Origin of the sequence: Citrobacter sp. Igbk 14 (assembly GCF_028069825.1) — a bacterium.
Taxonomy (GTDB): domain Bacteria; phylum Pseudomonadota; class Gammaproteobacteria; order Enterobacterales; family Enterobacteriaceae; genus Citrobacter.
On sequence record NZ_JANEWM010000024.1, the window covers coordinates 12,966 to 33,658 of the forward strand.

At 53.6% G+C, this 20,693-nt stretch carries 22 protein-coding genes; 10 read left to right on the plus strand and 12 right to left on the minus strand.

Going from position 1 to position 20,693, the window contains the following annotated elements; genetic code table 11:
- Positions 1 to 45: 45 nt before the first annotated feature.
- The 5 genes from NNN64_RS11380 to yihU are packed head-to-tail and all read right to left on the minus strand — an operon-like array spanning position 46 to position 6,023.
- Complete coding sequence (locus tag NNN64_RS11380; RefSeq protein ID WP_271441458.1) at positions 46 to 2,082, minus strand: alpha-glucosidase; 2,037 nt, start codon at positions 2,080 to 2,082, stop codon at positions 46 to 48.
- A gap of 37 nt (positions 2,083 to 2,119) precedes the next feature.
- A complete protein-coding gene (locus NNN64_RS11385; protein ID WP_271441459.1) occupies positions 2,120 to 2,962 on the minus strand; it encodes an aldose-1-epimerase in 843 nt (280 codons plus the stop codon).
- Positions 2,963 to 2,980: 18 nt separating this feature from the next.
- Entirely contained in the window at positions 2,981 to 4,222 is a 1,242-nt protein-coding gene (gene yihS / locus NNN64_RS11390; protein WP_271441460.1) for a sulfoquinovose isomerase, read from the minus strand.
- Positions 4,223 to 4,237: 15 nt separating this feature from the next.
- Positions 4,238 to 5,116 (minus strand): sulfofructosephosphate aldolase, encoded by an 879-nt coding sequence (gene yihT, locus NNN64_RS11395; RefSeq protein ID WP_137381422.1) that lies wholly within the window; start codon positions 5,114 to 5,116, stop codon positions 4,238 to 4,240.
- A 10-nt stretch (positions 5,117 to 5,126) separates the two neighbouring features.
- Positions 5,127 to 6,023: a sulfolactaldehyde 3-reductase gene (gene yihU / locus NNN64_RS11400; protein ID WP_271441461.1), complete on the minus strand. Its 897-nt coding sequence runs from the start codon at positions 6,021 to 6,023 to the stop codon at positions 5,127 to 5,129.
- A 166-nt stretch (positions 6,024 to 6,189) separates the two neighbouring features.
- Here yihU and NNN64_RS11405 point away from each other — a divergent pair, with 166 nt between their 5' ends.
- The 6 genes from NNN64_RS11405 (at position 6,190) to fabY (ending at position 10,914) form a co-directional block, all read left to right on the plus strand.
- Positions 6,190 to 7,086, plus strand: a complete 897-nt coding sequence (locus NNN64_RS11405) for a sugar kinase (RefSeq protein WP_271441462.1) — start codon at positions 6,190 to 6,192, stop codon at positions 7,084 to 7,086.
- 33 nt (positions 7,087 to 7,119) lie between these two features.
- The gene (locus tag NNN64_RS11410; protein WP_202037272.1) at positions 7,120 to 7,923 is read left to right on the plus strand and encodes a DeoR/GlpR family DNA-binding transcription regulator; all 804 of its coding nucleotides are present in this window, start codon (positions 7,120 to 7,122) and stop codon (positions 7,921 to 7,923) included.
- A 105-nt stretch (positions 7,924 to 8,028) separates the two neighbouring features.
- Positions 8,029 to 8,628, plus strand: a complete 600-nt coding sequence (gene yihX, locus NNN64_RS11415; protein ID WP_137381426.1) for a glucose-1-phosphatase — start codon at positions 8,029 to 8,031, stop codon at positions 8,626 to 8,628.
- Complete coding sequence (locus NNN64_RS11420) at positions 8,622 to 9,494, plus strand: virulence factor BrkB family protein (protein ID WP_137381427.1); 873 nt, start codon at positions 8,622 to 8,624, stop codon at positions 9,492 to 9,494. The genes yihX and NNN64_RS11420 overlap by 7 nt, the downstream gene beginning before the upstream one ends.
- Positions 9,491 to 9,928 (plus strand): D-aminoacyl-tRNA deacylase, encoded by a 438-nt coding sequence (gene dtd / locus NNN64_RS11425; protein ID WP_137381428.1) that lies wholly within the window; start codon positions 9,491 to 9,493, stop codon positions 9,926 to 9,928. Before NNN64_RS11420 ends, dtd begins: the two co-directional genes overlap by 4 nt.
- 44 nt (positions 9,929 to 9,972) lie before the next feature.
- Positions 9,973 to 10,914: a fatty acid biosynthesis protein FabY gene (gene fabY, locus NNN64_RS11430; protein WP_170974333.1), complete on the plus strand. Its 942-nt coding sequence runs from the start codon at positions 9,973 to 9,975 to the stop codon at positions 10,912 to 10,914.
- Positions 10,915 to 10,952: 38 nt separating this feature from the next.
- On the opposite strand, the gene NNN64_RS11435 is transcribed toward fabY, so the two are convergent.
- A complete protein-coding gene (locus tag NNN64_RS11435; protein ID WP_271441463.1) occupies positions 10,953 to 11,867 on the minus strand; it encodes an alpha/beta hydrolase in 915 nt (304 codons plus the stop codon).
- 205 nt (positions 11,868 to 12,072) lie between these two features.
- Here NNN64_RS11435 and NNN64_RS11440 point away from each other — a divergent pair, with 205 nt between their 5' ends.
- Positions 12,073 to 12,315, plus strand: coding sequence for a CopG family transcriptional regulator (locus NNN64_RS11440; RefSeq protein ID WP_003825279.1), 243 nt, complete (start codon positions 12,073 to 12,075; stop codon positions 12,313 to 12,315).
- A complete protein-coding gene (locus NNN64_RS11445) occupies positions 12,315 to 12,689 on the plus strand; it encodes a type II toxin-antitoxin system VapC family toxin (protein WP_271441464.1) in 375 nt (124 codons plus the stop codon). The genes NNN64_RS11440 and NNN64_RS11445 overlap by 1 nt, the downstream gene beginning before the upstream one ends.
- 36 nt (positions 12,690 to 12,725) lie before the next feature.
- Here NNN64_RS11445 and fdhE read toward each other — a convergent pair whose 3' ends face one another.
- The 4 genes from fdhE to fdnG are packed head-to-tail and all read right to left on the minus strand — an operon-like array spanning position 12,726 to position 18,249.
- Positions 12,726 to 13,655 (minus strand): formate dehydrogenase accessory protein FdhE, encoded by a 930-nt coding sequence (fdhE, locus tag NNN64_RS11450; protein ID WP_271441465.1) that lies wholly within the window; start codon positions 13,653 to 13,655, stop codon positions 12,726 to 12,728.
- Positions 13,652 to 14,287, minus strand: a complete 636-nt coding sequence (gene fdoI / locus NNN64_RS11455; protein WP_271441466.1) for a formate dehydrogenase cytochrome b556 subunit — start codon at positions 14,285 to 14,287, stop codon at positions 13,652 to 13,654. The genes fdhE and fdoI overlap by 4 nt, the downstream gene beginning before the upstream one ends.
- Positions 14,284 to 15,186, minus strand: a complete 903-nt coding sequence (gene fdoH / locus NNN64_RS11460) for a formate dehydrogenase O subunit beta (protein ID WP_202037268.1) — start codon at positions 15,184 to 15,186, stop codon at positions 14,284 to 14,286. The genes fdoI and fdoH overlap by 4 nt, the downstream gene beginning before the upstream one ends.
- 12 nt (positions 15,187 to 15,198) lie before the next feature.
- Positions 15,199 to 18,249, minus strand: coding sequence for a formate dehydrogenase-N subunit alpha (gene fdnG / locus NNN64_RS11465; protein ID WP_158654566.1), 3,051 nt, complete (start codon positions 18,247 to 18,249; stop codon positions 15,199 to 15,201).
- Positions 18,250 to 18,479: 230 nt separating this feature from the next.
- On the opposite strand from fdnG, the gene fdhD reads away from it, so the two are divergent.
- Positions 18,480 to 19,280, plus strand: coding sequence for a formate dehydrogenase accessory sulfurtransferase FdhD (gene fdhD, locus NNN64_RS11470; protein WP_416348271.1), 801 nt, complete (start codon positions 18,480 to 18,482; stop codon positions 19,278 to 19,280).
- On the opposite strand, the gene NNN64_RS11475 is transcribed toward fdhD, so the two are convergent.
- Positions 19,247 to 19,753 (minus strand): YgjV family protein, encoded by a 507-nt coding sequence (locus NNN64_RS11475; RefSeq protein WP_271441468.1) that lies wholly within the window; start codon positions 19,751 to 19,753, stop codon positions 19,247 to 19,249. The two genes, fdhD and NNN64_RS11475, sit on opposite strands and share 34 nt — an antisense overlap.
- Before the next feature lie 58 nt (positions 19,754 to 19,811).
- Positions 19,812 to 20,333 carry a Crp/Fnr family transcriptional regulator gene (locus NNN64_RS11480; RefSeq protein ID WP_271441469.1) on the minus strand — a complete coding sequence of 174 codons (522 nt, stop codon included), beginning with the start codon at positions 20,331 to 20,333 and terminating at the stop codon, positions 19,812 to 19,814.
- A 129-nt stretch (positions 20,334 to 20,462) separates the two neighbouring features.
- Between NNN64_RS11480 and NNN64_RS11485 the strand changes: the two genes are divergently transcribed.
- Positions 20,463 to 20,675: a DUF1471 domain-containing protein gene (locus NNN64_RS11485; RefSeq protein ID WP_003825262.1), complete on the plus strand. Its 213-nt coding sequence runs from the start codon at positions 20,463 to 20,465 to the stop codon at positions 20,673 to 20,675.
- Positions 20,676 to 20,693 lie beyond the last annotated feature (18 nt).

A 20,693-nucleotide genomic window follows, 5' to 3' on the forward strand; every position in this document is an offset into this window, starting at 1 on the left:
TGTTATTCTCCATTTGCCCGTGAGTTTCCCCACGGGCGAGCCGTATTAGATGTTGCGTAACGTGGCAAACAGTGACGCCCACTCACTCTTCGCGCGGTAAAACACCGGAGGCTTGCCGATTGGCGCTTCCACGGTGATGTCACCGCCCTGATAAGTTTCCCCTGTCCAGACGTTGACCCAGTTATCCTCTGGTAGATACAGCGTCCAGTCGTGCTTACCCTGCTCATGAACCGGTGCGACCAGCAGATCCTGTCCCAGCAGGTACTGATATTTCAGGGTGTAGGTTTGCGTATCGTTTTCGTAGTGCAGGAACAATGGGCGCATAACCGGTAGCCCGGTGGCGCTGTTTTGTGCGACGGCCTGTTTGAGGTACGGTTTCAGGGTGGTGAACACGGTGGTCATACGGGCAAAGTGGGCAATGGTTTCAGCATCACCATCAAACTGCCAGTTATCGCCGGGGCGGTTACCTTCGTGGGTGCGCATCATCGGCGTGAAGGCGCTAAAATCACACCAGCGCAGCAACAGCTCTTTGCTGCGTTTCATGTCAAACAGGGTGGTGTAACCGCCAATATCGCTGTGGTGCAGGCCGTGGCCGGTCATGGCCAGCGACAATGCAGCAGGAACAACTGAGGCGAGACCATCGTCGAGGCTCCAGTCAACGTTCTGATCGCCAGCCCACATCATGGTGGAATACTTCTGACTACCGGTGTAACCCGCGCGCATAAAGAACAGGATTTCACCAAGTTTGCCGGTTTCCTGCAGTGCGTCGTAGTTACATTTCGCCCACAGCGCGGGCCAGGCGTTGTGCATGATCTCGGCGCTGACACCGTTATGCAGGTACGTGTCGGTCGGCAGATATTCACCGAAGTCCGCCATCCAGCCGCCGCAGCCCAGCGCGATCATGTTCTTTTTGATGACCTCTTTGAACCAGTCGTAGGCTTCGGGGTTGGTCAGGTCGACCACGCCGCCATAAAACTCGCCGAACTCAACCAGATAGTCATCGCCGGAGGCATCTTTCGCCAGATACCCACGTGCTGCGGCTTCCGCGCACAGGTCTTTATCGCTGGCAACATAGGGGTTGATATAAGAGAGGAACTGCACGCCTTCTTCTTTCCACTGCTTAATACGGCTATCCAGTTGCGGATAGTTGTCGCTGTTCCACTTCCAGTTCCACATCACGCGCTTGCCAAAGGAAGTCATGCGGATCCCGGACCAGTCCTGCGCCCAGATGCCGTTTACCTTCACGCCCGCATTACGCATGGTATCCAGTTTGTTCTGGCAAACCTCAGTACCGCCCTGGATACCGAGTGTCACTCCATCGTAAATCCAGTCCGGCAGTTCTGGCTGGCGACCTAACAATGCGGTTAGTTTCTCCAGCAGAGAAATGTAAGTCTCGGCGCACTCAACGCGCAGGGTGGTTTTGTCTTCCCACAGCGCCAGCTCGTGATACTCCGGCGCGCTGAAGTCGAAATTCATGTAGCAGCTGTTATCAACGTGGCAGTAGTACTTCTGCGTGCTGACAAAGGTCGGTTGCGGGAAGAAGGTCCAGTAATAGTCGCCACCGGCGTTCTCTTTGCAATCCGCCTGCCAGGTGACATAGCTGTTTTTGTTACGGCCCACGCCCTGTTCGCTGGTCCACAGCGGGAACGGTTTACCGCGTAAGTCGAAGTAAGAGAACTGTTCACCGCAGCCGTAGATGTGGTCGTCCGCCCTGGCGGCCAGACGTAACCAAATGCGGTTATGGCTGAGATCGTCGTTATGCAGATCCAGCTTCAGTCGACCCTGTTCATCGGTGGAAATGTGTAGTGTGGCAGTGATGGTATTACCGCGGCTGAAATCTACCCGCCAGCCGTTCGGGGATTCGCTGACCGTGGCGTCAGTTAGGGCAATTTTCTCATTGAGCTTGTCTTTAATACTGAAGTTACCGCGGAACATATCAATATCGGCAACCCCTGTGCCGATCCACAGGCAGGGGTTTTCGGCACTATGGCGTAAAATCAGACGCTGTTGATACGTTAAGGTAAATCCGTCCTGTAATGCTTTGAGTTCTAAGGCGGCTGACCGCTGTAGTAACGAATTCATTATAGTCTCCGTAAATGTAGGGTAATTCGGTAGTCTGTTATTCACAGCCGATTACAAAATGCATTCGGTGTGCTTCTCCGGGCGCGAGATGAATCAGGCTAACCCCGGAATTAAAGGCGTCGGGCGGGCAGGTCATCGGCTCAACTGCCAGGCCACGGCGTGCTAATTTTTCACCGGTATAAACCTGCAGCCAGGGCTGGTGGCTACGCAGGTATGTGGACATGTTTTGTGCCGGGTTGGTCATTCTGACTTCCCACTCATTCCCGGACGGTAAGACCTTGAACGTATGATCAAGCGAGGTTTTCGCGATGACCTGCGGTGTTGTGAAATCCCACTCTCCCTGTGTGGCTTCACACGACGGCAGTACTAATTCACAGTCATCAATACTGTGCAGGTTGCAGGTCAAATAGGGGTGTGCGCCCGCGCCATACGGTGCCGTTTCGTCACCCACATTTTGTGTATGAATAAAGACATGCAGCCCGCTGGTGGCGTCCAGCCGGTAAATCACCTCTGAAATCAGCGCAAAGGGATAGCCATACGAGGGCGGCAGAAAAATAGTCAGCACCACTTCCGATGCCGACTGTTGGTCAATCTGCCAGTCTCGCCAGGCCAGCAATCCATGAATGGCGGTATGCGAAACAAGGTCGTTAACGGCAAGCTGAAAGATCTTGCCGTTATGTTGATAGCAGCCGTCTGCCACGCGATTTGGCCAGGGAATGAGTACTTTCCCCATATGTGCCAACGGCATCTCTTCAGGTTTATGCGGAATAACGACGTGACGCCCACGATGTGTCAGTTCCGCCAACCCCGCGCCAACCGTGACAATTTTTGCCTGGTAGTGCCCGGCCTGAAGATGAAGGGTTTTTCCACCGCTATGCATGGCTGCTTATCTCCTGGCTTATTTAGCGTTGATATCCAGCAGGCCGGCGGCAACGGCAGGAGCCAACCCCGGTGCCAGCGGTAGACGTGGGATCACCAGGCAGTGCAACAGGTGGTAAATATCCTGCTTGCCGTCCCAGACTTTGGTGGTCACCTTGTTGTCGGTGTCCAACTCCTGCCACCATGAACCCGTCTCGTAGTCCATCAGGTAGGTGATGCAGTAATCCCACCACTTCTGGTACCAGGCTTCGTACTGGCTATCACCAGTGAGGGTATACAGGGCGTAGGCGGTACCCATCGCTTCGACTATCGGCCAGCGCACTCTTTCGCGAACGATGGGTTTACCGTCCCAGTCCACCGAGTAGACAAACCCATCCGCACCATCCGGTGCCCAGGCATCACGAATGGTGGCGTGGAACAAGCCTTTGGCATCTTCCAGCAGCCAGGCGGGAGGGGTTTCGAAGCGCGCTTCCAGTGCGGCGTGCAGATGTAGCATCAGACGGCCCCACTCGATCCAGTGACCTGGCGTGCCACCGTAGGCGCGGAAGCGGTGCGCAGGGTTATCTTTGTTGTAATCGCGGATCGGGTTCCACTGCGAATCGAAGTGCTCGTTGACGCGATACTCACCGCTGCGGGCAACATCGTGAATAATCACTGAAGCGATACGCAGTGCGCGATCGAGCCACTTACGGTCGTGGGTAACGTCATAGACAATCAGGAAGGCTTCGACTGCGTGCATGTTGGCATTGCCGCCACGATAATCTTCCGTCTGGCTGAAGGCTTCATCCCAGGACTCAAGGCACATCTGCTCCTCTTCACTCCAGAAGTACTTCTCAATCACTTCGATGGCATCATCAAGCAACACTCGCGCCTGCGGATGACCGGTTGTTACAGCGCTTGCCGCACCGAGCAACACGAAGAAATGCTGATATCCCTGCTTGGAGGCATCCATGACCCCTTCATCATTCACGCAGGCGTACCAACCGCCGTAGCGCGTGTCACGCAATGCGCCATTCAGCGCCTTAATTCCGTGATCGACGAGCTGATATGCGCCGGGGCGGCCCATTGATGCGGCCACGGAATAAACGTGCAGCATACGAGCGGTGATCCATAAATGCGTCCCCATCTCCGCTCTGACCTGACCATTATTGCCCAGCCAGCCAAACCCGGTGGGTACCGCCGCGTTTTTACCAAAGTTAAAGATGCGGTCGGTTTCCTGCTCCAGCCAGCGGTTGTGGCTCAATGTGTTAAACCATTTCATTCTTTGATCCTCGTATTAGCGGCGACGGGCCATCATTTCATCGACAATGTCACCTAAACGTTGCAATTTAGGTGCGGAAACATCACGCAGCATCAGTTCGGTATCCGGCAGGCCAACCACGGATGACCAGACCGCACGTCCGGCGAGAAAGCCGGATGCACCTGCCGTCATGGCCACGCTGACCGCGCGCGGGAACAGTTTTTCATCCACACCAGAGGAGAGAATGACCCACGGCATGTTGATGTTTTCATTCAGGCGCTGGGAGGCGCTAAGCAGTTCTTGTTGGGTACCTTTGCCGTACAGCGGCATTTCGACCTTGTAGAGATCGGCGCCGCTGTCACCCAGCTCTTTTGCGGCCTCGATAATGGCCTGTTCACGATCGAACTTATCGCCACGGCGCGGTGGACGCACAACCGGTTCGATAATGCTCAGCAGGCCGTTGACGTGGCATAGCTCATTGAATTCTTTCACCATATCAAGACGCTGTTGGGCATCTTCGTCGCTGCGCCACAGTACCAGCAGCTTCAGCGCCTTCGCGCCGTCCTGTTTCACGGCCTGCGGGTCGATTTTTTTATCAATCACCACGCTATCGACCGGAATACCATTACCCGGAATGAACTCATCCGCGGCCACAATCATGCCGCAGCTTTTCGCGATGGCATGTTGTTCCACAACCTGGCGGTAGCAGAACTGCTGATCGACCAGGATCGCAGAGGCATAGGGAGAAAGGATCTTCGCTGCATTTACTTTGAAATCAGTCAGCACGCTGTCGCTCACCGGGGATTTCGCACCCGCAGCGGCAAACATTAAGCGCATGGCTTCGCGCTGATCGACTGCCAGCATGGCAAAACCGCCGGAAGCTCGGGTGATGTCTTTCAGGGTGTACTTCGTCATTGTTCAGTCCTTACTTATCTGTGTGTTTATTTAGCCCGGCGGATGCGCGAACCTGTTCAAGAATGGCCGTCCAGTCTTCCCGACCACGGCCAGCGGCGCGAGCCTGGTTATAGACTTCGCGGGAGGCCGCACCAAGCGGCATCGGCACGTGCAGTTGATTCGCCACATCCAGGGCGATGCCAAGATCCTTGTGGGCTAAGTCGATCATGAAGGCCGGGGAAAGATCGCCTTTCAGCACTTTGTTCGGCCAGGAGGTGGTGAAGTGACCTTTTCCGGCAGGCGTCCCGCTCATCACTTTCAGGGCCACATCGAAGGAGAGGCCGAGTGCTTCGCACAACACGGCGGCTTCGGCGGAGAGCGCATTTAGCGCAATGCTCATGTAGTTGTTGATGAGTTTGACGCGGATACCCATACCGGGGCCGCCGGCATTGATTAATTCATTACCCATCGCCATCAGAACCGGTGTGGCGCGTTCTACCTGCTCAGCCGTTCCGCCAGCCAGCAGCAGTAGCGTGCCTGCGATCGCATGATCGGAGGTGCGCCCGACAGGGCAATCCATCATGCCGAAACCTCTGGCCTCCATGTCGCTAATCAGTTTGTCGGTCTGCAGCGGATGGATAGTGGACATATCAATGACCAGCGCTTGTGGCGACAGGCTCTCGCAAACGCCTTGTTCACCCAACAAGACGCAGCGCACCAGATCGCCGTTTGGCAGCATCGTGATGACAAACTCCGCGCCGTTTGCTGCCTGAGCCGGGCTGCTGGCAGGCTGTGCTCCTTTTTCCACCAGGCACTGAACAGCATCCGGGTTAACGTCAAAGACGCTGAGTTGATGACCCTGCTTTAGCAAGTTGCTCGCCATGGGGGAACCCATCTGACCTAATCCGATAAATGCTATAACTGCCATAACGTTCTCCTGAGACGTGGATGTCATTTTCTGTCATTTAAAATCGTCTGTTTCTGTCTGTTTTTGATCGTATTTGTAATTTATGGTCAAAAAATTGACAGCCGTCACTTTTTAAACATTTTGTGAAATTAAAATGATCCCATCTTGAAACGCCTAAGGAATGACCATGATTCGTATTGCTTGTGTGGGTATTACCGTGATGGATCGCATCTATTACGTAGAAGGTTTACCGACTGAAGGAGGTAAATATGTGGCGAAGCGGTATACCGAAGTGGGCGGTGGGCCTGCTGCGACTGCGGCTGTGGCTGCGGCGAAGCTGGGCGCACAGGTGGACTTTATTGGCCGTGTGGGCGATGACGACACCGGAAACAGCCTGCTGGCAGAGCTGGAATCCCTGGGGGTAAACACGCGTTACACCCGGCGCTATGCAGGGGCGAACTCTTCACAGTCGGCGATTATGGTCGACGCGAAGGGAGAGCGAATTATCGTTAACTATCCCAGCCCGGATTTACTGCCGGATGCTGATTGGCTGAAGGAGATCGATTTTTCTCAGTGGGATGTGGTGTTGGCGGACGTGCGCTGGCACGAAGGGGCAAAACAGGCCTTCACGCTGGCGCGTCAGTCAGGGGTGATGACCGTGCTGGATGGCGACGTTACGCCGCAGAACATCAGTGAACTGGTGGCATTGAGCGATCATGCTGCGTTCTCTGAACCGGGGCTGGCGCGACTGACAGGGACAACGGAGACTGATTCTGGACTGAAAAAAGCACAAATGCTCACAAATGGTCATGTTTATGTGACGCGTGGCAGTGAGGGGTGTGACTGGATAAAAGATAATGCAGTGCAGCATCAGCCAGGATTTTCAGTCGATGTGGTCGATACCACCGGTGCCGGTGATGTTTTTCATGGTGCGCTGGCATTTAGTCTGGCCTGTGGGACCGCACAGGAAGAGGCCGTCAGGTTCGCCAGTGGCGTCGCGGCACTGAAGTGTACGCGTCCGGGTGGACGTGCGGGGATCCCTGACTGTGATCAAACCCGATCTTTTCTGTCACTTTTTGTATAAAATGCCAGGGCAATGGTTTTTCGAGGAAATTTCATGAGTCTTACCGAACTGACCGGTAACCCGCGACACGATCAACTGCTGATGCTGATTAGCGAGCGCGGTTATATGAATATTGACGAACTTGCCAGTCTGCTGGATGTTTCCACCCAGACCGTGCGTCGTGATATTCGTAAGTTAAGCGAACAGGGATTAATTACGCGTCATCACGGCGGAGCAGGCAGAGCCTCCAGCGTGGTCAATACGGCGTTCGAACAGCGTGAAGTCTCCTGGACGGAAGAGAAAAAAGCCATCGCGGAAGCGGTAGCGGATTACATTCCCGACGGCTCAACGGTGTTCATTACCATTGGTACTACCGTTGAGCAGGTTGCGCGGGCGCTGTTAAATCATAACCATTTGCGCATCATCACCAACAGCCTGCGCGTGGCGCATATTCTGTATAACAACCCGCGTTTTGAAGTAATGGTTCCCGGAGGGACGCTGCGCCCGCATAACAGCGGTATTATCGGTCCTTCTGCTACAGCGTTTGTCGCTGACTTTCGCGCCGATTATCTGGTGACCAGTGTGGGCGCGATTGAAAGCGATGGCGCGCTGCTGGAATTTGATGTTAACGAGGCCAGTGTAGTAAAAACGATGATGTCTCATTCCCGGCACATTCTGCTGGCAGCGGATCATACGAAATACACGGCCTCTGCAGCGGTAGAGATTGGTAATGTGTCGCAGGTAACTGCGCTGTTCACCGATGAGTATCCTGGCCCAGCGTTGCACAATCTCCTGCAGTCACAGCAGGTTGAAATTGTGCAAGTGAGTCCTTCTCAGGATGACGCGCTGGCCATGTGATCTCGCTCTTTGATGCTCTGATTCGTTCGAAGTCATCACGCACGCATAGTCAAACTTCTCCTTTCCCGCTACAGTTATTCATCCACGGCGAGAAAGGAGAAGGACATGCTCTATATCTTTGATTTGGGTAATGTGATTGTCGATATCGACTTCAATCGCGTGTTAGGCACATGGAGCGATTTGAGCCGTGTACCGTTGGCTTCACTAAAGCAAAGTTTCACGATGGGGGAGGCTTTTCGCCAGCATGAGCGAGGCGAAATAACTGATGAGGCCTTCGCCGAGGCGCTGTGTCATGACATGGCGTTGCCTTTGAGTTATGAGCAATTCTCCCACGGTTGGCAGGCCGTTTTTGTCGCATTACGCCCCGAAGTTATCGACATCATGCATAAGCTGCGCGAGCAAGGGCATCGTGTCGTTGTGTTATCGAATACTAACCGCCTGCACACAACGTTTTGGCCGGATGAGTATCCCGAAATCCGCCAGGCAGCCGATCACATTTATCTTTCTCAGGAACTGGGCATGCGTAAACCGGAAGCACGGATTTACCAGCACGTTCTGCAGTCAGAAGGTTTTTCTGCGCACGATGCGGTCTTTTTTGATGACAACGCCGATAATATTGAAGGGGCTAACCAGTTAGGGATCACCAGTATCCAGGTCGTCGATAAAACGACCATCCCTGACTATTTCGCGAAGTTGTTATGCTAAAATTTTTGCATCAAAAAGCCAGGCATCATACGCGTCCTGTATGGGCCTGGCTGAAGCTACTATGGCAGCGCATTGATGAGGACCATATGACAACGCTGGCAGGAAATCTTGCCTACGTTTCATTGCTCTCATTAGTGCCGCTTATCGCCGTTGTTTTTGCTCTTTTCGCTGCATTTCCGATGTTTTCCGATGTTAGCATTCAACTCCGTCATTTCATTTTCGCTAACTTTATTCCGGCGACTGGCGATGTCATCCAGCGGTATATCGAACAGTTTGTCGCAAACTCGAACAAAATGACTGCTGTTGGGGCATGCGGGCTGATTGTAACCGCCTTATTGCTGATGTATGCCATCGATAGCGCGTTGAATACCATCTGGCGCAGTAAGCGCACGCGGCCCAAAGTGTACTCTTTTGCCGTTTACTGGATGATATTAACGCTGGGACCGCTGCTGGCGGGAGCCAGCCTGGCAATCAGTTCTTATTTGCTGTCGTTGCGCTGGGCCAGCGATCTCAACACGGTGATTGATAACGTACTGCGTATTTTCCCGTTGGTACTTTCCTGGCTGTCGTTCTGGCTGCTTTACAGCATTGTACCCACCACGCGAGTCCCCAATCGCGATGCGGTAATCGGTGCCTTTGTTGCTGCTGTGCTGTTCGAAGCCGGAAAGAAAGGATTTGCGCTCTATATCACGATGTTCCCGTCTTATCAGCTCATTTACGGTGTCCTGGCGGTGATCCCTATTTTATTCGTCTGGGTTTACTGGACGTGGTGTATCGTCTTGCTAGGCGCGGAAATAACTGTCACTCTCGGGGAATACCGCAAACTTAAACAAGCCGCAGAACAAGAAGAAGCAGAGCAACCATGATTGCATTAATTCAGCGCGTAACCCGTGCCAGCGTCACCGTGGAGGGTGAGGTGACGGGTGAAATTGGCCCAGGACTTTTGGTCCTGTTAGGTGTCGAAAGGGATGATGACGAACAGAAAGCGAACCGCCTGTGCGAACGCGTACTCGGCTATCGAATCTTTAGCGATGCCGAAGGCAAAATGAACCTGAATGTGCAGCAGTCAGGTGGCAGCGTGCTGGTGGTTTCACAGTTTACACTGGCGGCCGATACCGAACGCGGCATGCGCCCCGGTTTTTCAAAAGGCGCAGCACCCGATCGGGCAGAGGCGCTTTACACATATTTTGTAGAGCGCTGCCGCCAACAGGAGATGAACACGCAAACCGGGCGGTTCGCTGCTGATATGCAGGTTTCGCTGGTTAATGATGGCCCCGTGACGTTCTGGTTACAAGTATGAACCAGCTTCCGGCGTGGTCGCGGGTAACAAGAGAGAATACAACTATGTATCACCTTCGAGTACCGCAAACAGAAGAAGAATTGGAGCGTTACTACCAGTTTCGCTGGGAAATGCTGCGTAAACCCCTGCACCAGCCAAAAGGCTCCGAACGGGATGCCTGGGACGCAATGGCACACCATCAGATGGTGGTGGACGAAGAAGGTAATTTGGTCGCGGTAGGGCGTCTGTATATCAATGCGGATAACGAAGCCTCCATACGCTTTATGGCTGTTGACCCCTCGGTGCAAGAAAAGGGGCTCGGAACACTGATGGCGATGACCCTTGAATCCGTGGCACGCCAGGAAGGGGTGAAGCGCGTCACCTGTAGCGCTCGTGAGGATGCGGTGGAATTTTTCGCCAAGCTGGGGTTTGTAAGTCAGGGGGAAATCACCACGCCGCAAACCACACCGGTCCGCCACTTCCTGATGATTAAGCCCATTGCGACGCTGGACGATATTCTTCATCGTGGTGACTGGTGTGGGCAACTACAGCAGGCCTGGTACGAACATATTCCGTTAAGCGAGAAAATGGGCGTGCGTATTCAGCAATATACCGGGCAGAAATTTATTACCACGATGCCCGAGACAGGGAACCAGAATCCGCACCACACCCTGTTTGCCGGAAGCCTGTTCTCGCTGGCAACGCTTACCGGTTGGGGGCTTATCTGGCTGATGTTGCGTGAGCGTCATCTGGGAGGAACGATTATCCTCGCCGATGCACATATCCGCTACAGCAAGCCGATCACCGGGAAGCCTACTGCTATCGCCGATCTGGGCTCATTGAGTGGCGATCTTGACCGTTTGGCAAGAGGCCGCAAGGCACGTGTGCAGATGCAGGTGGAGCTTTTTGGTGACGATACGGCGGGCGTGGTGTTTGAAGGCACGTATATCGTATTGCCTGCGAAGCCGTTTGGTCCTTACGTCGAAGGTGGGAATGAAGAAGAGTAGGAGGAAATCCCTACTCTTCACGCTACCCGATTCGCGTTTTACTCGCGTGTTGCAACTCGCCAGGCCACGTCGCGCATTGCGTTTCGTGCCGTCTGGCTTACGCCTCCTAACTGAAAAAATCCGTGGATGACGCCGAGATAGCGCTGGCAGGTGCAGTCCACGGCTTGCTTCTGAAGCCTGTGATACAGGGCTTCTCCTTCATCGCACAGTGGGTCAAATTCAGCGGTAATGATGTGGGTCGGCGGTAACCCGTTGAAATCGTCGCGCCACAGCGGGCTGACTTCCGGATGGTATAGGTCAGTCTGTGGCATATACATCTCGTAACCAGACAGCAGTGTGTCACGTGTGATGATGTAATCCTGTCCATTGCGGGTGTAGCTCTCAAATCCGGCGGTTGCGTCGAGCATGGGATAAATCAGCACGAGTTGTGCAGGTTGCCATTGCTGTGCGGCTTTCAGGCGCAAGGCGCAAACGAACGCCAGATGTCCGCCAGCACTGTCGCCAGCGAGCGTGATGCGCGTGCGATCGACACCCAGTTTCTCTGCATACTTCCAAATGATGTTAGCGCCTTTTTCGGCATCGTCGTGTGCTGCTGGGAAAGTATGCTCTGGTGCGAGGCGATATTGTACCGCAATGACCCGACAGCCGCTGTACCAGGCGAGTTGCCTTAGCTGGTTATCATGTGTAGCGAATCCACCGCTGACAAAGCAGCCGCCGTGATAATAAATCACGCAGGGTAGGTTTCCCATGGCGCCCCGTGGCGAAACAACGCGAAACGTCATGGTTTCGAGTTCAATATCTTCAACTTGCACGCGGGATTCAGTTTCCCCGGCCAGTACCGTACTGGCGATGTAGCCAGCCCTCCGGTCATCAATATTCTGCTCGCGTGCAGAAGGACGCCCCGCCGCAATAAACGCCTCAACCCGCTGTGCAATCCCGCTTTCCAGTGCCATTTATTATTTCTCTTATCTGTATGGATATACAGCTTTATAACCTGGATTACCACGGATGAAAATCGGAAAAGTAGGGGGGTGTATGATTCTGGAAAGTGGCTCGCAAAAGTAAAAATCGTTAGTGTGAAGGCTATTTTCCCGCTTTTCTCAAGTGTATGTTGTGTGGAAATTAATCGCCGATGATATACTGGAGGTATATGTGAGTATGATGGCTGGAATGGATATGGGCAGAATTTTACTCGATTTATCAGATGAGGTGATTAAACGCCTTGATGACCTCAAGGTTCAGCGCAACCTGCCGCGAGCAGAACTCTTACGGGAGGCCGTTGAACAATATCTTGAAAGGCAGGATCAGGCTGAAACAGCTATTTCACGTGCTCTTGGGCTGTGGCAAGGCTGTGAGGAAGATGGTGTTGAATACCAGCGTAAACTTCGTGAGGAATGGTAATGGTCAAAGGATTAGCGCTTTTTGATACCAACATCCTCATCGACCTGTTTAGCGGGAGAAATGAAGCAAAACTAGCGATAGAAACATGGTCGCCACAGAACGCAATCAGCCTCATTACATGGATGGAGGTGATGGTGGGCGCAAAAAAATACCATCAGGAAGCCCGTACTCGCGTTGCGCTAGGCGCTTTTAACGTGATCGGCGTTTCACAGGATATTGCTGAACGAAGCGTGAGTATCAGGCAGGAGCATGGGATGAAATTGCCGGATGCCATTATTTTGGCCACTGCGCAGATTCATCGTCTTACACTGGTTACGCGTAATACCAAGGATTTTGCAGGCATATCAGGCGTGGTCACGCCATATACGTTATAACCCGGGCGACTTACGCCGCCCGGTGGTGCGGAGTACTTACTCCCCTTCACCTGGGAACAGGAACGGGTTGATGGAGCTGCGGGCAAAGCCCTCTTGTTCCATGTGCGCGTCCAGCATCAGTGAAGCAAGATCGTCAGCAACAGCTTCTACTTTCGGGTCTTTTTCCTGATAGAGAATCTTCAGGTAAGTACCACAGTCGCCGCAGCTTTCTGCTTTAATTGCCGCTTGCTCGTTATCCAGTGACCAGTAGTTCAAATCACGGCTCTGTTCGCAGTTGCTGCATTTCACGCGCACGACGTGCCACTCGGTTTCACACAGGTTGCAGTGCAGATAGCGCAGCCCCTGAGTAGTGCCAATTTGCACCATGCTGGAAACAGGCATTGAACCACATACCGGGCAGTACTGGCGTTGTTCACCGTACTCCGCACGTGCTTTGCCAGGGATCAGACTTGCCATCTGCGCCCAGTAGAGCGACAAGGCCGCCCAGATGAACGGTGCTTTGTCGCTGCTGACAGAGGCAAAATCAGAGGCAAACAGCGCGCTGGCCATCAGCTCAAGTTCCTGCTCTGAGGCTTTTTCCAGATTTTCGATCACCGCCAGTGCAGGGCCGCTCATTTCTGGCTTCAGCTCTGCAATTAACGACTGCAGCAGTTTTTGCCAGTGTTTATCGCGCGGCAGGACGTGGATATCCAGCGGTGGTTTACCCTGATCGTTCGCTTCTTTGATGCGAGCGGTCAGATCTATCTGCAGCGGATGGTCATACAGCACTACTTCCTGCGCGTGGGCGATCAGCGCGGCAAAGCGCAGATAATCACCCAGCGGGTTGTTCTCGGCCAGCTCGCGCAGACGTTCGGCGCGGCGGTTATACAAATTTTTGAGTCTGGGGAATAACAACGGCGGAATCATATCCGCCGTGCGTTTCTCGCTCGAACCCAGCTCATCTTGCGGGATTATGCGAATACTCATTCAGTTTTCTTTTCCGTTGTCTTTCGGACTTCACGGTACCAGCGTGGGTGATGTTTCTTCGCCCATGAACTGGTAACCCATCCTTCCACCATCGCGGTAATGGTGCCTTTCACCCAAAGGGCGGCGTAAATGTGCACCATGATAACCACAATTAACGCTACTGCGGCAAATGAATGCAGCATTAACGCGAATCGGATCACCGGGATTGAGAAAGCAGGCGCAAAATACGGACGCCAGATGATCACTCCGCTCACCAGCAACAGGACCAGGAAGATAATCGCCGCCCAGAATACGCATTTCTGGCCGAAGTTATAACGTCCCGTGTCACCTACTTCCTCGTTGACGACAATCTTACGAATATTCTTCGCCCAAAAGATATCATCCCGATTGATTAGATTGTGGTGCCAGTATCGGAAAAACATGATGATAAACGAGGCAAACATAATCACGCCGACAAACGGGTGCACAATTCGCGCCAGTTGCGGAGTGCCCATGATGTGCATCAGCCAGTTAAACGACGGGAAGAGAAAACCCATCCCGCTCACCGCCGCCAGAATGAAGCAGAAGGCGGTTACCCAGTGGTTGATGCGTTCCGGCGCCGTGTAGCGCACGATGGTGTCACGTCGTTTCATTTGCGCACCTCGTCGTCTTTTTCATGCAGATTGTCTTCTTCCTCTTCCGCACGGTTTGGGCCTACACCGACGTAGTGGAAGATACTGGCCGCAAATGTCGCTGCAAAGCCGACCGCTGCGAGGGGTTTCCAGATGCCTTTCCAGAATTTGACGGTGGCGCTGATTTCCGGGTTCTCTGGCAAGCCGTGATACAGGTTCGGCTTGTCAGCATGGTGCAGCACATACATCACGTGCGTACCGCCAACGCCTGCCGGATCGTACAGACCCGCATTTTCGTAACCACGTGTTTTCAGCTCCGCGACACGCTCGCCCGCCAGCGTTTTCATCGACTCTTTGGTGCCGAAATGAATGGCACCGGTTGGGCAAGTTTTTACACAGGCCGGTTCCTGGCCCACCACCACGCGGTCAACACACAGCGTACATTTATAGACGCGGTTGTCTTCCGGGTTGAGGCGCGGTACGTCGAACGGGCAGCCTGCAATACAATAGCCGCAGCCGATACACTGCTCGGACTGGAAGTCGACGATACCGTTGGCATACTGAATGATTGCCCCTTCAGCCGGGCATGCTTTCAGACAGCCCGGATCGGCACAGTGCATACAGCCATCCTTACGGATAAGCCATTCGAGTTTGTCGTCTTGTTCCACTTCCGAGAAGCGCATCACCGTCCAGGATTTGGCGGTCAAATCAGCCGGGTTGTCGTACACCCCAACGTTGTTACCCACCTCATCACGGATGTCGTTCCACTCCGAACACGCCACCTGACACGCTTTACAGCCGATACAGGTGGTGACGTCGATAAGCTTCGCCACCTCTTCCTGATGGTCCCGCGCCTGAGGCGCGGGAGTGAAACCGTTAGTGGCGGAACGACGAATGATGTCTTGCGATTGATAAGCCATAGGTCGTCTCCGTTACACCTTTTCCACGTTCACGAGGAAGGACTTAAATTCCGGTGTTTGCGTGTTCGCATCACCGACGAATGGCGTTAACGTGTTGGCGATAAAGCCTTTTTTAGCTACGCCTTCGTAGCCCCAGTGAATAGGAATACCGATAGTGTCGATATCCTTACCGTTTGCCTTCAACGTGCGAATACGTTTGGTCACCACTGCTTTGGCTTTAATGTAGCCGCGGTTAGAGGAGACTTTGACGGTATCGCCGTGGGAGATGCCCAGCTTATTTGCCAGTTTCTCGCCAATTTCCACAAACTGTTCCGGCTGTGCGATGGCGTTAAGCAACGCATGTTTGGTCCAGTAGTGAAAGTGTTCGGTCAGACGATAGGTTGTTCCGACGTACGGGAACTTATCTGCTTTACCCAGTGCTTCTTCGTCGCCTTTAAAGATACGGGCGGCAGGGTTAGAGATAACGTTCGGGTGCAGCGGGTTAGTTCCCAGCGGCGTTTCAAACGGCTCGTAGTGTTCCGGGAACGGACCTTCCGCCATCTTATCGATAGCAAACAGACGTCCCATCCCTTCAGGCTGCATGATGAATGGCCCAACGTTGCTGCCCGGCGCGGCGGCGCTGTAGTCCGGAATATCCATTCCGCTCCATTTCGCCCCGTCCCATTTCAGGATCTGACGTTTTGGATCCCACGGATTCCCCTGTGGGTCAGCGGAGGCGCGGTTATACAGAATGCGTCGGTTGAGCGGCCATGCCCATGCCCAGCCCAGCGTATTGCCAAGACCTGACGGGTCGGCGTTATCGCGACGGGCCATCTGGTTGCCTTCCGGCGTCCAACTGCCGGCGAAAATCCAGCAACCGCTGGAGGTGGTACCATCGTCACGCAGTTGGGCGAACGAGCTCAGCTGTTGGCCTTTCTTCACGATAACCGCGCCAGTTGCCGGATCGGTAATATCGGCCAGCGCCTTACCGTTGCTCTCCATTGCCACTTCTTCTGAAGCCGGTTCGTGCGGGGTGGAGTAGTTCCAGGTCATGCTCAGCACCTGTTCCGGGTTCGCACCACCTTGTTCGGCGTACATCTTACGCAGACGCAGGAAGATACCGGCGAGGATTTCACCATCGGTAACGGCAATCCCTGGGGCATCCGCGCCTTTCCAGTGCCACTGCAACCAGCGACCGGAGTTCACGATAGAACCGTTCTCTTCGGCAAAGCAGGTGGATGGCAGGCGGAACACTTCAGTCTGGATTTTCGACGGATCAACATCGTTCGACTCACCGTGGTTCTGCCAGAAGGTGGACGTCTCGGTATTGAGCGGATCGATGGTCACCAGGAACTTCAGTTTAGACAGTGAAGCCACAACCTTGTTTTTGTTCGGGAATGACGCGACCGGGTTAAAGCCCTGGCAGATATAACCATTTACTTTGCCCTGGTTCATCATCTCGAAGTACTGCAGCACGTCGTACCCTTTATCCCACTTCGGCAGCCAGTCAAAGCCCCAGCTGTTTTCCGCTGTCGCCTTATCGCCAAAGAAGGCTTTCATCATCGAAACGAAGAATTTCGGGTAGTTGCCCCAGTAGTTCACCTGGCCTTCCAGCAACGGTTTTGGCGTGTTGGCGGCAAGGTAGGTTTGCAGGTCGGTTTGTTTCTCGCTTGGCAGCGTCATGTAGCCTGGCAGGCTTTGTGACAGCAGGCCTAAGTCAGTCAGACCCTGGATATTCGAGTGACCGCGCAGGGCGTTAACACCGCCGCCAGCCATCCCCATATTGCCAAGCAGTAACTGGATCATCGCCATGGTGCGGATGTTCTGCGCACCAACGGAGTGCTGCGTCCAGCCCAATGCGTACAGGAACGACGCGGTTTTATCTTTTACGCTGGTTTCTGCGATGTACTCACAGACTTTCAGGAAATCAGCCTTCGGTGTACCGCAGATGTTTTCCACCACGTCCGGCGTGTAGCGGGAAACGTGCTGTTTCAGCAGATTCCACACGCAGCGCGGGTGTTGCAGCGTAACATCGCGTTTGGCGAAGCCTTTTTCATCCAGCTCGTAGTTCCAGCTGGTTTTGTCATACTTGCGTTTATCCGCGTCATAGCCCGTGAACAGGCCATCTTCGAAGCCATAATCCTCACGCACGATCAGGCTGGCGTTGGTGTAGGCTTCGGTATATTCGCGGTTGAATTTTTCGTTATTTAGCAGGTACAGCAAGACGCCTGACAGGAAGGCAATGTCAGTACCAGAGCGAATAGGAGCATAGAAATCAGCCACCGCTGCGGTTCGCGTAAAGCGAGGATCGATCACAATCAGCTTCGCGCCGTTGTGAATTTTGGCCTCCATCGCCCAGCGGAACCCGACCGGGTGAGCTTCAGCGGCGTTACCGCCCATCACCACAACGAGGTTGGCGTTTTTAATGTCGACCCAGTGGTTGGTCATCGCACCGCGACCAAATGTTGGAGCAAGACTTGCTACCGTTGGTCCGTGTCAGACGCGTGCCTGGTTGTCGACCGCGAGCATACCCAGCGCGCGGGAGAATTTTTGTGTTAAATAGCCGGTTTCGTTACTGGACGCGGAAGCACACAACATCCCGGTGGAAAGCCAGCGGTTAACGGTCACGCCTTCAGCGTTCTGCGCAACGTAGTTAGCGTCGCGGTCTTCTTTCATTAGCTTCGCGATGCGGTCAAATGCCTCATCCCAGCTAATTTGTTGCCACTTATCAGAGCCTGGTGCGCGGTATTCCGGGAATTTCAGGCGGCTTTCGGAGTGGATGAAATCCACCAGACCGGCCCCTTTAGGGCAGAGCGCGCCACGGTTGACCGGGTGATCCGGGTCCCCTTCGATATGGAAGATGGATGCTTTGGCATTTTTTGCGCCGTCACCGAGGCTGTACATCAACAGTCCACAGCCAACGGAACAGTAAGTGCAGGTGTTACGGGTTTCGCGGGTGCGCAGCAATTTATATTGCCGTGTTTCCGCGAGCGCTACGCCGGGCGCAAAGCCCAGTGCCGCTGCCGTGGTGCCTGCCATACCGCCAGCGCAGATCTTAAAGAACTGCCTTCTGCTGACCTGCATGGTTCGCTCCTTGTTTCGACATTGTCACATTCCCTTCGCTTTTCTTTAACGCGAACGCGAGGGAAGTGGTTGTTATTTTTCTTTGCGGACGGGACCGCAAAGGTCCAGAATTGGGTGAATTTCCCTCCGTCCAGGAGGGGTTTGTAAAGAATACCACAATGTTGGTATGTGTGTTCCAATATGGTTAAAAGAAAGTGAATAAAATCCATCAAGAAGAAGTCAAAAATGTGATGAATTGTGCAGGATCGCGTCAGTTGACCCTCTGGAAGCGTGAGGATTTGCAACATCCTCAGCCAGATGAAGTCGCTGAAGAAGTGCCCGTTGCGTTGGTTTACAACGGAATTTCGCACGTGGTGATGATGGCATCACCGAAAGATCTTGAGCACTTTGCGATGGGTTTTTCGCTGTCTGAAGGCATTATTGAATCCCCGCAGGATATTTTTGGCATGGATGTGGTGCCTTCCTGCAATGGATTGGAAGTCCAGGTTGAACTGTCCAGCCGTCGTTTTATGGGGCTGAAGGAGCGTCGTCGCGCGCTGGCCGGACGTACCGGTTGCGGCGTTTGTGGCGTGGAGCAGCTCAATGACATTGGCAAACCGGTCCAGCCTCTGCCGTTTACCCAGACATTTAACCTGGCGAACCTCGATACCGCATTACGGCATTTGCACGATTATCAGCCCGTGGGACAGCTCACAGGCTGTACGCACGCTGCGGCCTGGGTACAGCCATCAGGCCATTTGACGGGGGGCCATGAAGACGTGGGTCGCCACGTTGCGCTGGATAAACTGCTGGGACGACGCGCAGTGGAAGGGGAAAGCTGGCAACAGGGCGCGGTGCTAGTTTCCAGCCGCGCCAGCTACGAGATGGTGCAAAAGTCGGCGATGTGTGGCGTGGAGATCCTGTTTGCTGTTTCAGCCGCCACGACGCTTGCCGTGGAAGTTGCCGAACGTTGTAACCTGACGCTGGTGGGTTTTTGCAAACCGGGCAGGGCGACGGTCTACACGCATCCGCAACGTCTGATCGCGCTGTGACGCCACCAGGCGGCCAGAATGCTGCCTGAAAATGCCAGCTCCATGATTACGGCAACTGGCGAGCCGACAATCACATTGTTCAGTAGCCAACACAGGCTACCGCACAATGTGTAACTCCGTAGTTTTCCGCTGTGTTTTTGAAACGACGCAAAGGTCATCAGCAGGCTTCCCATCAGCGGCAAAATACTCGACAGATTTTGCCAAAGATAAACGCTACACAGCAGCGATCCCAGCATAAATCCCCACATCGCCCAGCGGTGAAACGTGACGATGGCCGTCGCGTAGCGGCATGCGGCAATGATCATTAACCCAGCCGCAGCGTGTTGATCCAAAAGATAGAAATGGATAGCCAACAGGGAAGTGGAGCTGGTGAGCAGAGATAAAGTGATAGCCCGGCGCTGAAAATGAAAAGCGGAAATATCCAGTAAGAAGCTGATGCCAGCCAGCATCTGAGAGAGAAGAAATGCGTTCATTGTGGTCGCCATCTATGAAAGAGTGACGGGACAATAATCGACGCATCAGCGTAAGGCGTTAACCTTTGTTAAGACGCTGGCGAATACGAGACAGGCTAACGGGGGTAATGCCGATATAGTTGGCGAGATCGCGCTGAGTGAGTTGCGACTCCCAGTCCGGGAAGTGTGTTTGTACATACTGGTAGCGCTGTTCTGGGGTATTGAGCAGCAGCATTTGTTCTTTTTTCTCTTTGTAGATCAACTGCTGGACCAGTAGCTGGGTCTTAATATCCTGATTTTCCGGCGCATCCAGCAACGCCAAGGGGATTTCAGTGGTTTCACCAGCGGCGATCATTTGCAGACTGTAATCAGCAGGCGTGTTGGTTAGCCAGTTCAGGTACAGAAAGCAGTACTCCCCGGCAAAGTAGAACTCTTTAACCCTTTCAACGCCGCTGTCTGCGTGATACACCGCACGTGCAACGCCATGATGTAAAAGATGAATTTTACTTTGCGGTTCACCCTGACGCAGTAACCAACTTCCCGCCGGTTGCGTTTTTCTTCGGCTGCCTGCAAGCCACTGTGATTCCCGATTATGTGACATCTTATCTCTCAAATAATTTGAATAAGACTGGCAAATCCTTCCGCTTTTAGTTGTGTGATATGAAGGCTACTATTTATCACATCAAGGCACAGTGCCTTACTCAAACAACTAAGTGAAAGGGTTTATATCATGAAAAGCATCAAAACTTTTGTCGCAGTTATCGCTCTCGCTACTTCTTTCGGTTCTTTCGCTGCCCAGACTGTTACAGCGACCGGCTCCACACTGGAAAGCGCTGAAGCTAAAATTGCCGCTCAGGCTGAACGTGCGGGTGCCAGCGATTATAAAATCACTCAGGCTTACACCGGTAACCGTGTGCATATGACCGCTGAACTGCTGAAATAAGTTATCTCAGTACGGTAG

Excerpts from the sequence above, each read along its gene's own strand:
- NNN64_RS11380 (WP_271441458.1), bottom strand. The coding sequence starts at position 2,082 with ATGAATTCGTTACTACAGCGGTCAGCCGCCTTAGAACTCAAAGCATTA.
- NNN64_RS11385 (WP_271441459.1), bottom strand. The coding sequence starts at position 2,962 with ATGCATAGCGGTGGAAAAACCCTTCATCTTCAGGCCGGGCACTACCAG.
- yihS (WP_271441460.1), bottom strand. The coding sequence starts at position 4,222 with ATGAAATGGTTTAACACATTGAGCCACAACCGCTGGCTGGAGCAGGAA.
- yihT (WP_137381422.1), bottom strand. The coding sequence starts at position 5,116 with ATGACGAAGTACACCCTGAAAGACATCACCCGAGCTTCCGGCGGTTTT.
- yihU (WP_271441461.1), bottom strand. The coding sequence starts at position 6,023 with ATGGCAGTTATAGCATTTATCGGATTAGGTCAGATGGGTTCCCCCATG.
- NNN64_RS11405 (WP_271441462.1), top strand. The coding sequence starts at position 6,190 with ATGATTCGTATTGCTTGTGTGGGTATTACCGTGATGGATCGCATCTAT.
- NNN64_RS11410 (WP_202037272.1), top strand. The coding sequence starts at position 7,120 with ATGAGTCTTACCGAACTGACCGGTAACCCGCGACACGATCAACTGCTG.
- yihX (WP_137381426.1), top strand. The coding sequence starts at position 8,029 with ATGCTCTATATCTTTGATTTGGGTAATGTGATTGTCGATATCGACTTC.
- NNN64_RS11420 (WP_137381427.1), top strand. The coding sequence starts at position 8,622 with ATGCTAAAATTTTTGCATCAAAAAGCCAGGCATCATACGCGTCCTGTA.
- dtd (WP_137381428.1), top strand. The coding sequence starts at position 9,491 with ATGATTGCATTAATTCAGCGCGTAACCCGTGCCAGCGTCACCGTGGAG.
- fabY (WP_170974333.1), top strand. The coding sequence starts at position 9,973 with ATGTATCACCTTCGAGTACCGCAAACAGAAGAAGAATTGGAGCGTTAC.
- NNN64_RS11435 (WP_271441463.1), bottom strand. The coding sequence starts at position 11,867 with ATGGCACTGGAAAGCGGGATTGCACAGCGGGTTGAGGCGTTTATTGCG.
- NNN64_RS11440 (WP_003825279.1), top strand. The coding sequence starts at position 12,073 with ATGATGGCTGGAATGGATATGGGCAGAATTTTACTCGATTTATCAGAT.
- NNN64_RS11445 (WP_271441464.1), top strand. The coding sequence starts at position 12,315 with ATGGTCAAAGGATTAGCGCTTTTTGATACCAACATCCTCATCGACCTG.
- fdhE (WP_271441465.1), bottom strand. The coding sequence starts at position 13,655 with ATGAGTATTCGCATAATCCCGCAAGATGAGCTGGGTTCGAGCGAGAAA.
- fdoI (WP_271441466.1), bottom strand. The coding sequence starts at position 14,287 with ATGAAACGACGTGACACCATCGTGCGCTACACGGCGCCGGAACGCATC.
- fdoH (WP_202037268.1), bottom strand. The coding sequence starts at position 15,186 with ATGGCTTATCAATCGCAAGACATCATTCGTCGTTCCGCCACTAACGGT.
- fdhD (WP_416348271.1), top strand. The coding sequence starts at position 18,480 with ATGAATTGTGCAGGATCGCGTCAGTTGACCCTCTGGAAGCGTGAGGAT.
- NNN64_RS11475 (WP_271441468.1), bottom strand. The coding sequence starts at position 19,753 with ATGAACGCATTTCTTCTCTCTCAGATGCTGGCTGGCATCAGCTTCTTA.
- NNN64_RS11480 (WP_271441469.1), bottom strand. The coding sequence starts at position 20,333 with ATGTCACATAATCGGGAATCACAGTGGCTTGCAGGCAGCCGAAGAAAA.
- NNN64_RS11485 (WP_003825262.1), top strand. The coding sequence starts at position 20,463 with ATGAAAAGCATCAAAACTTTTGTCGCAGTTATCGCTCTCGCTACTTCT.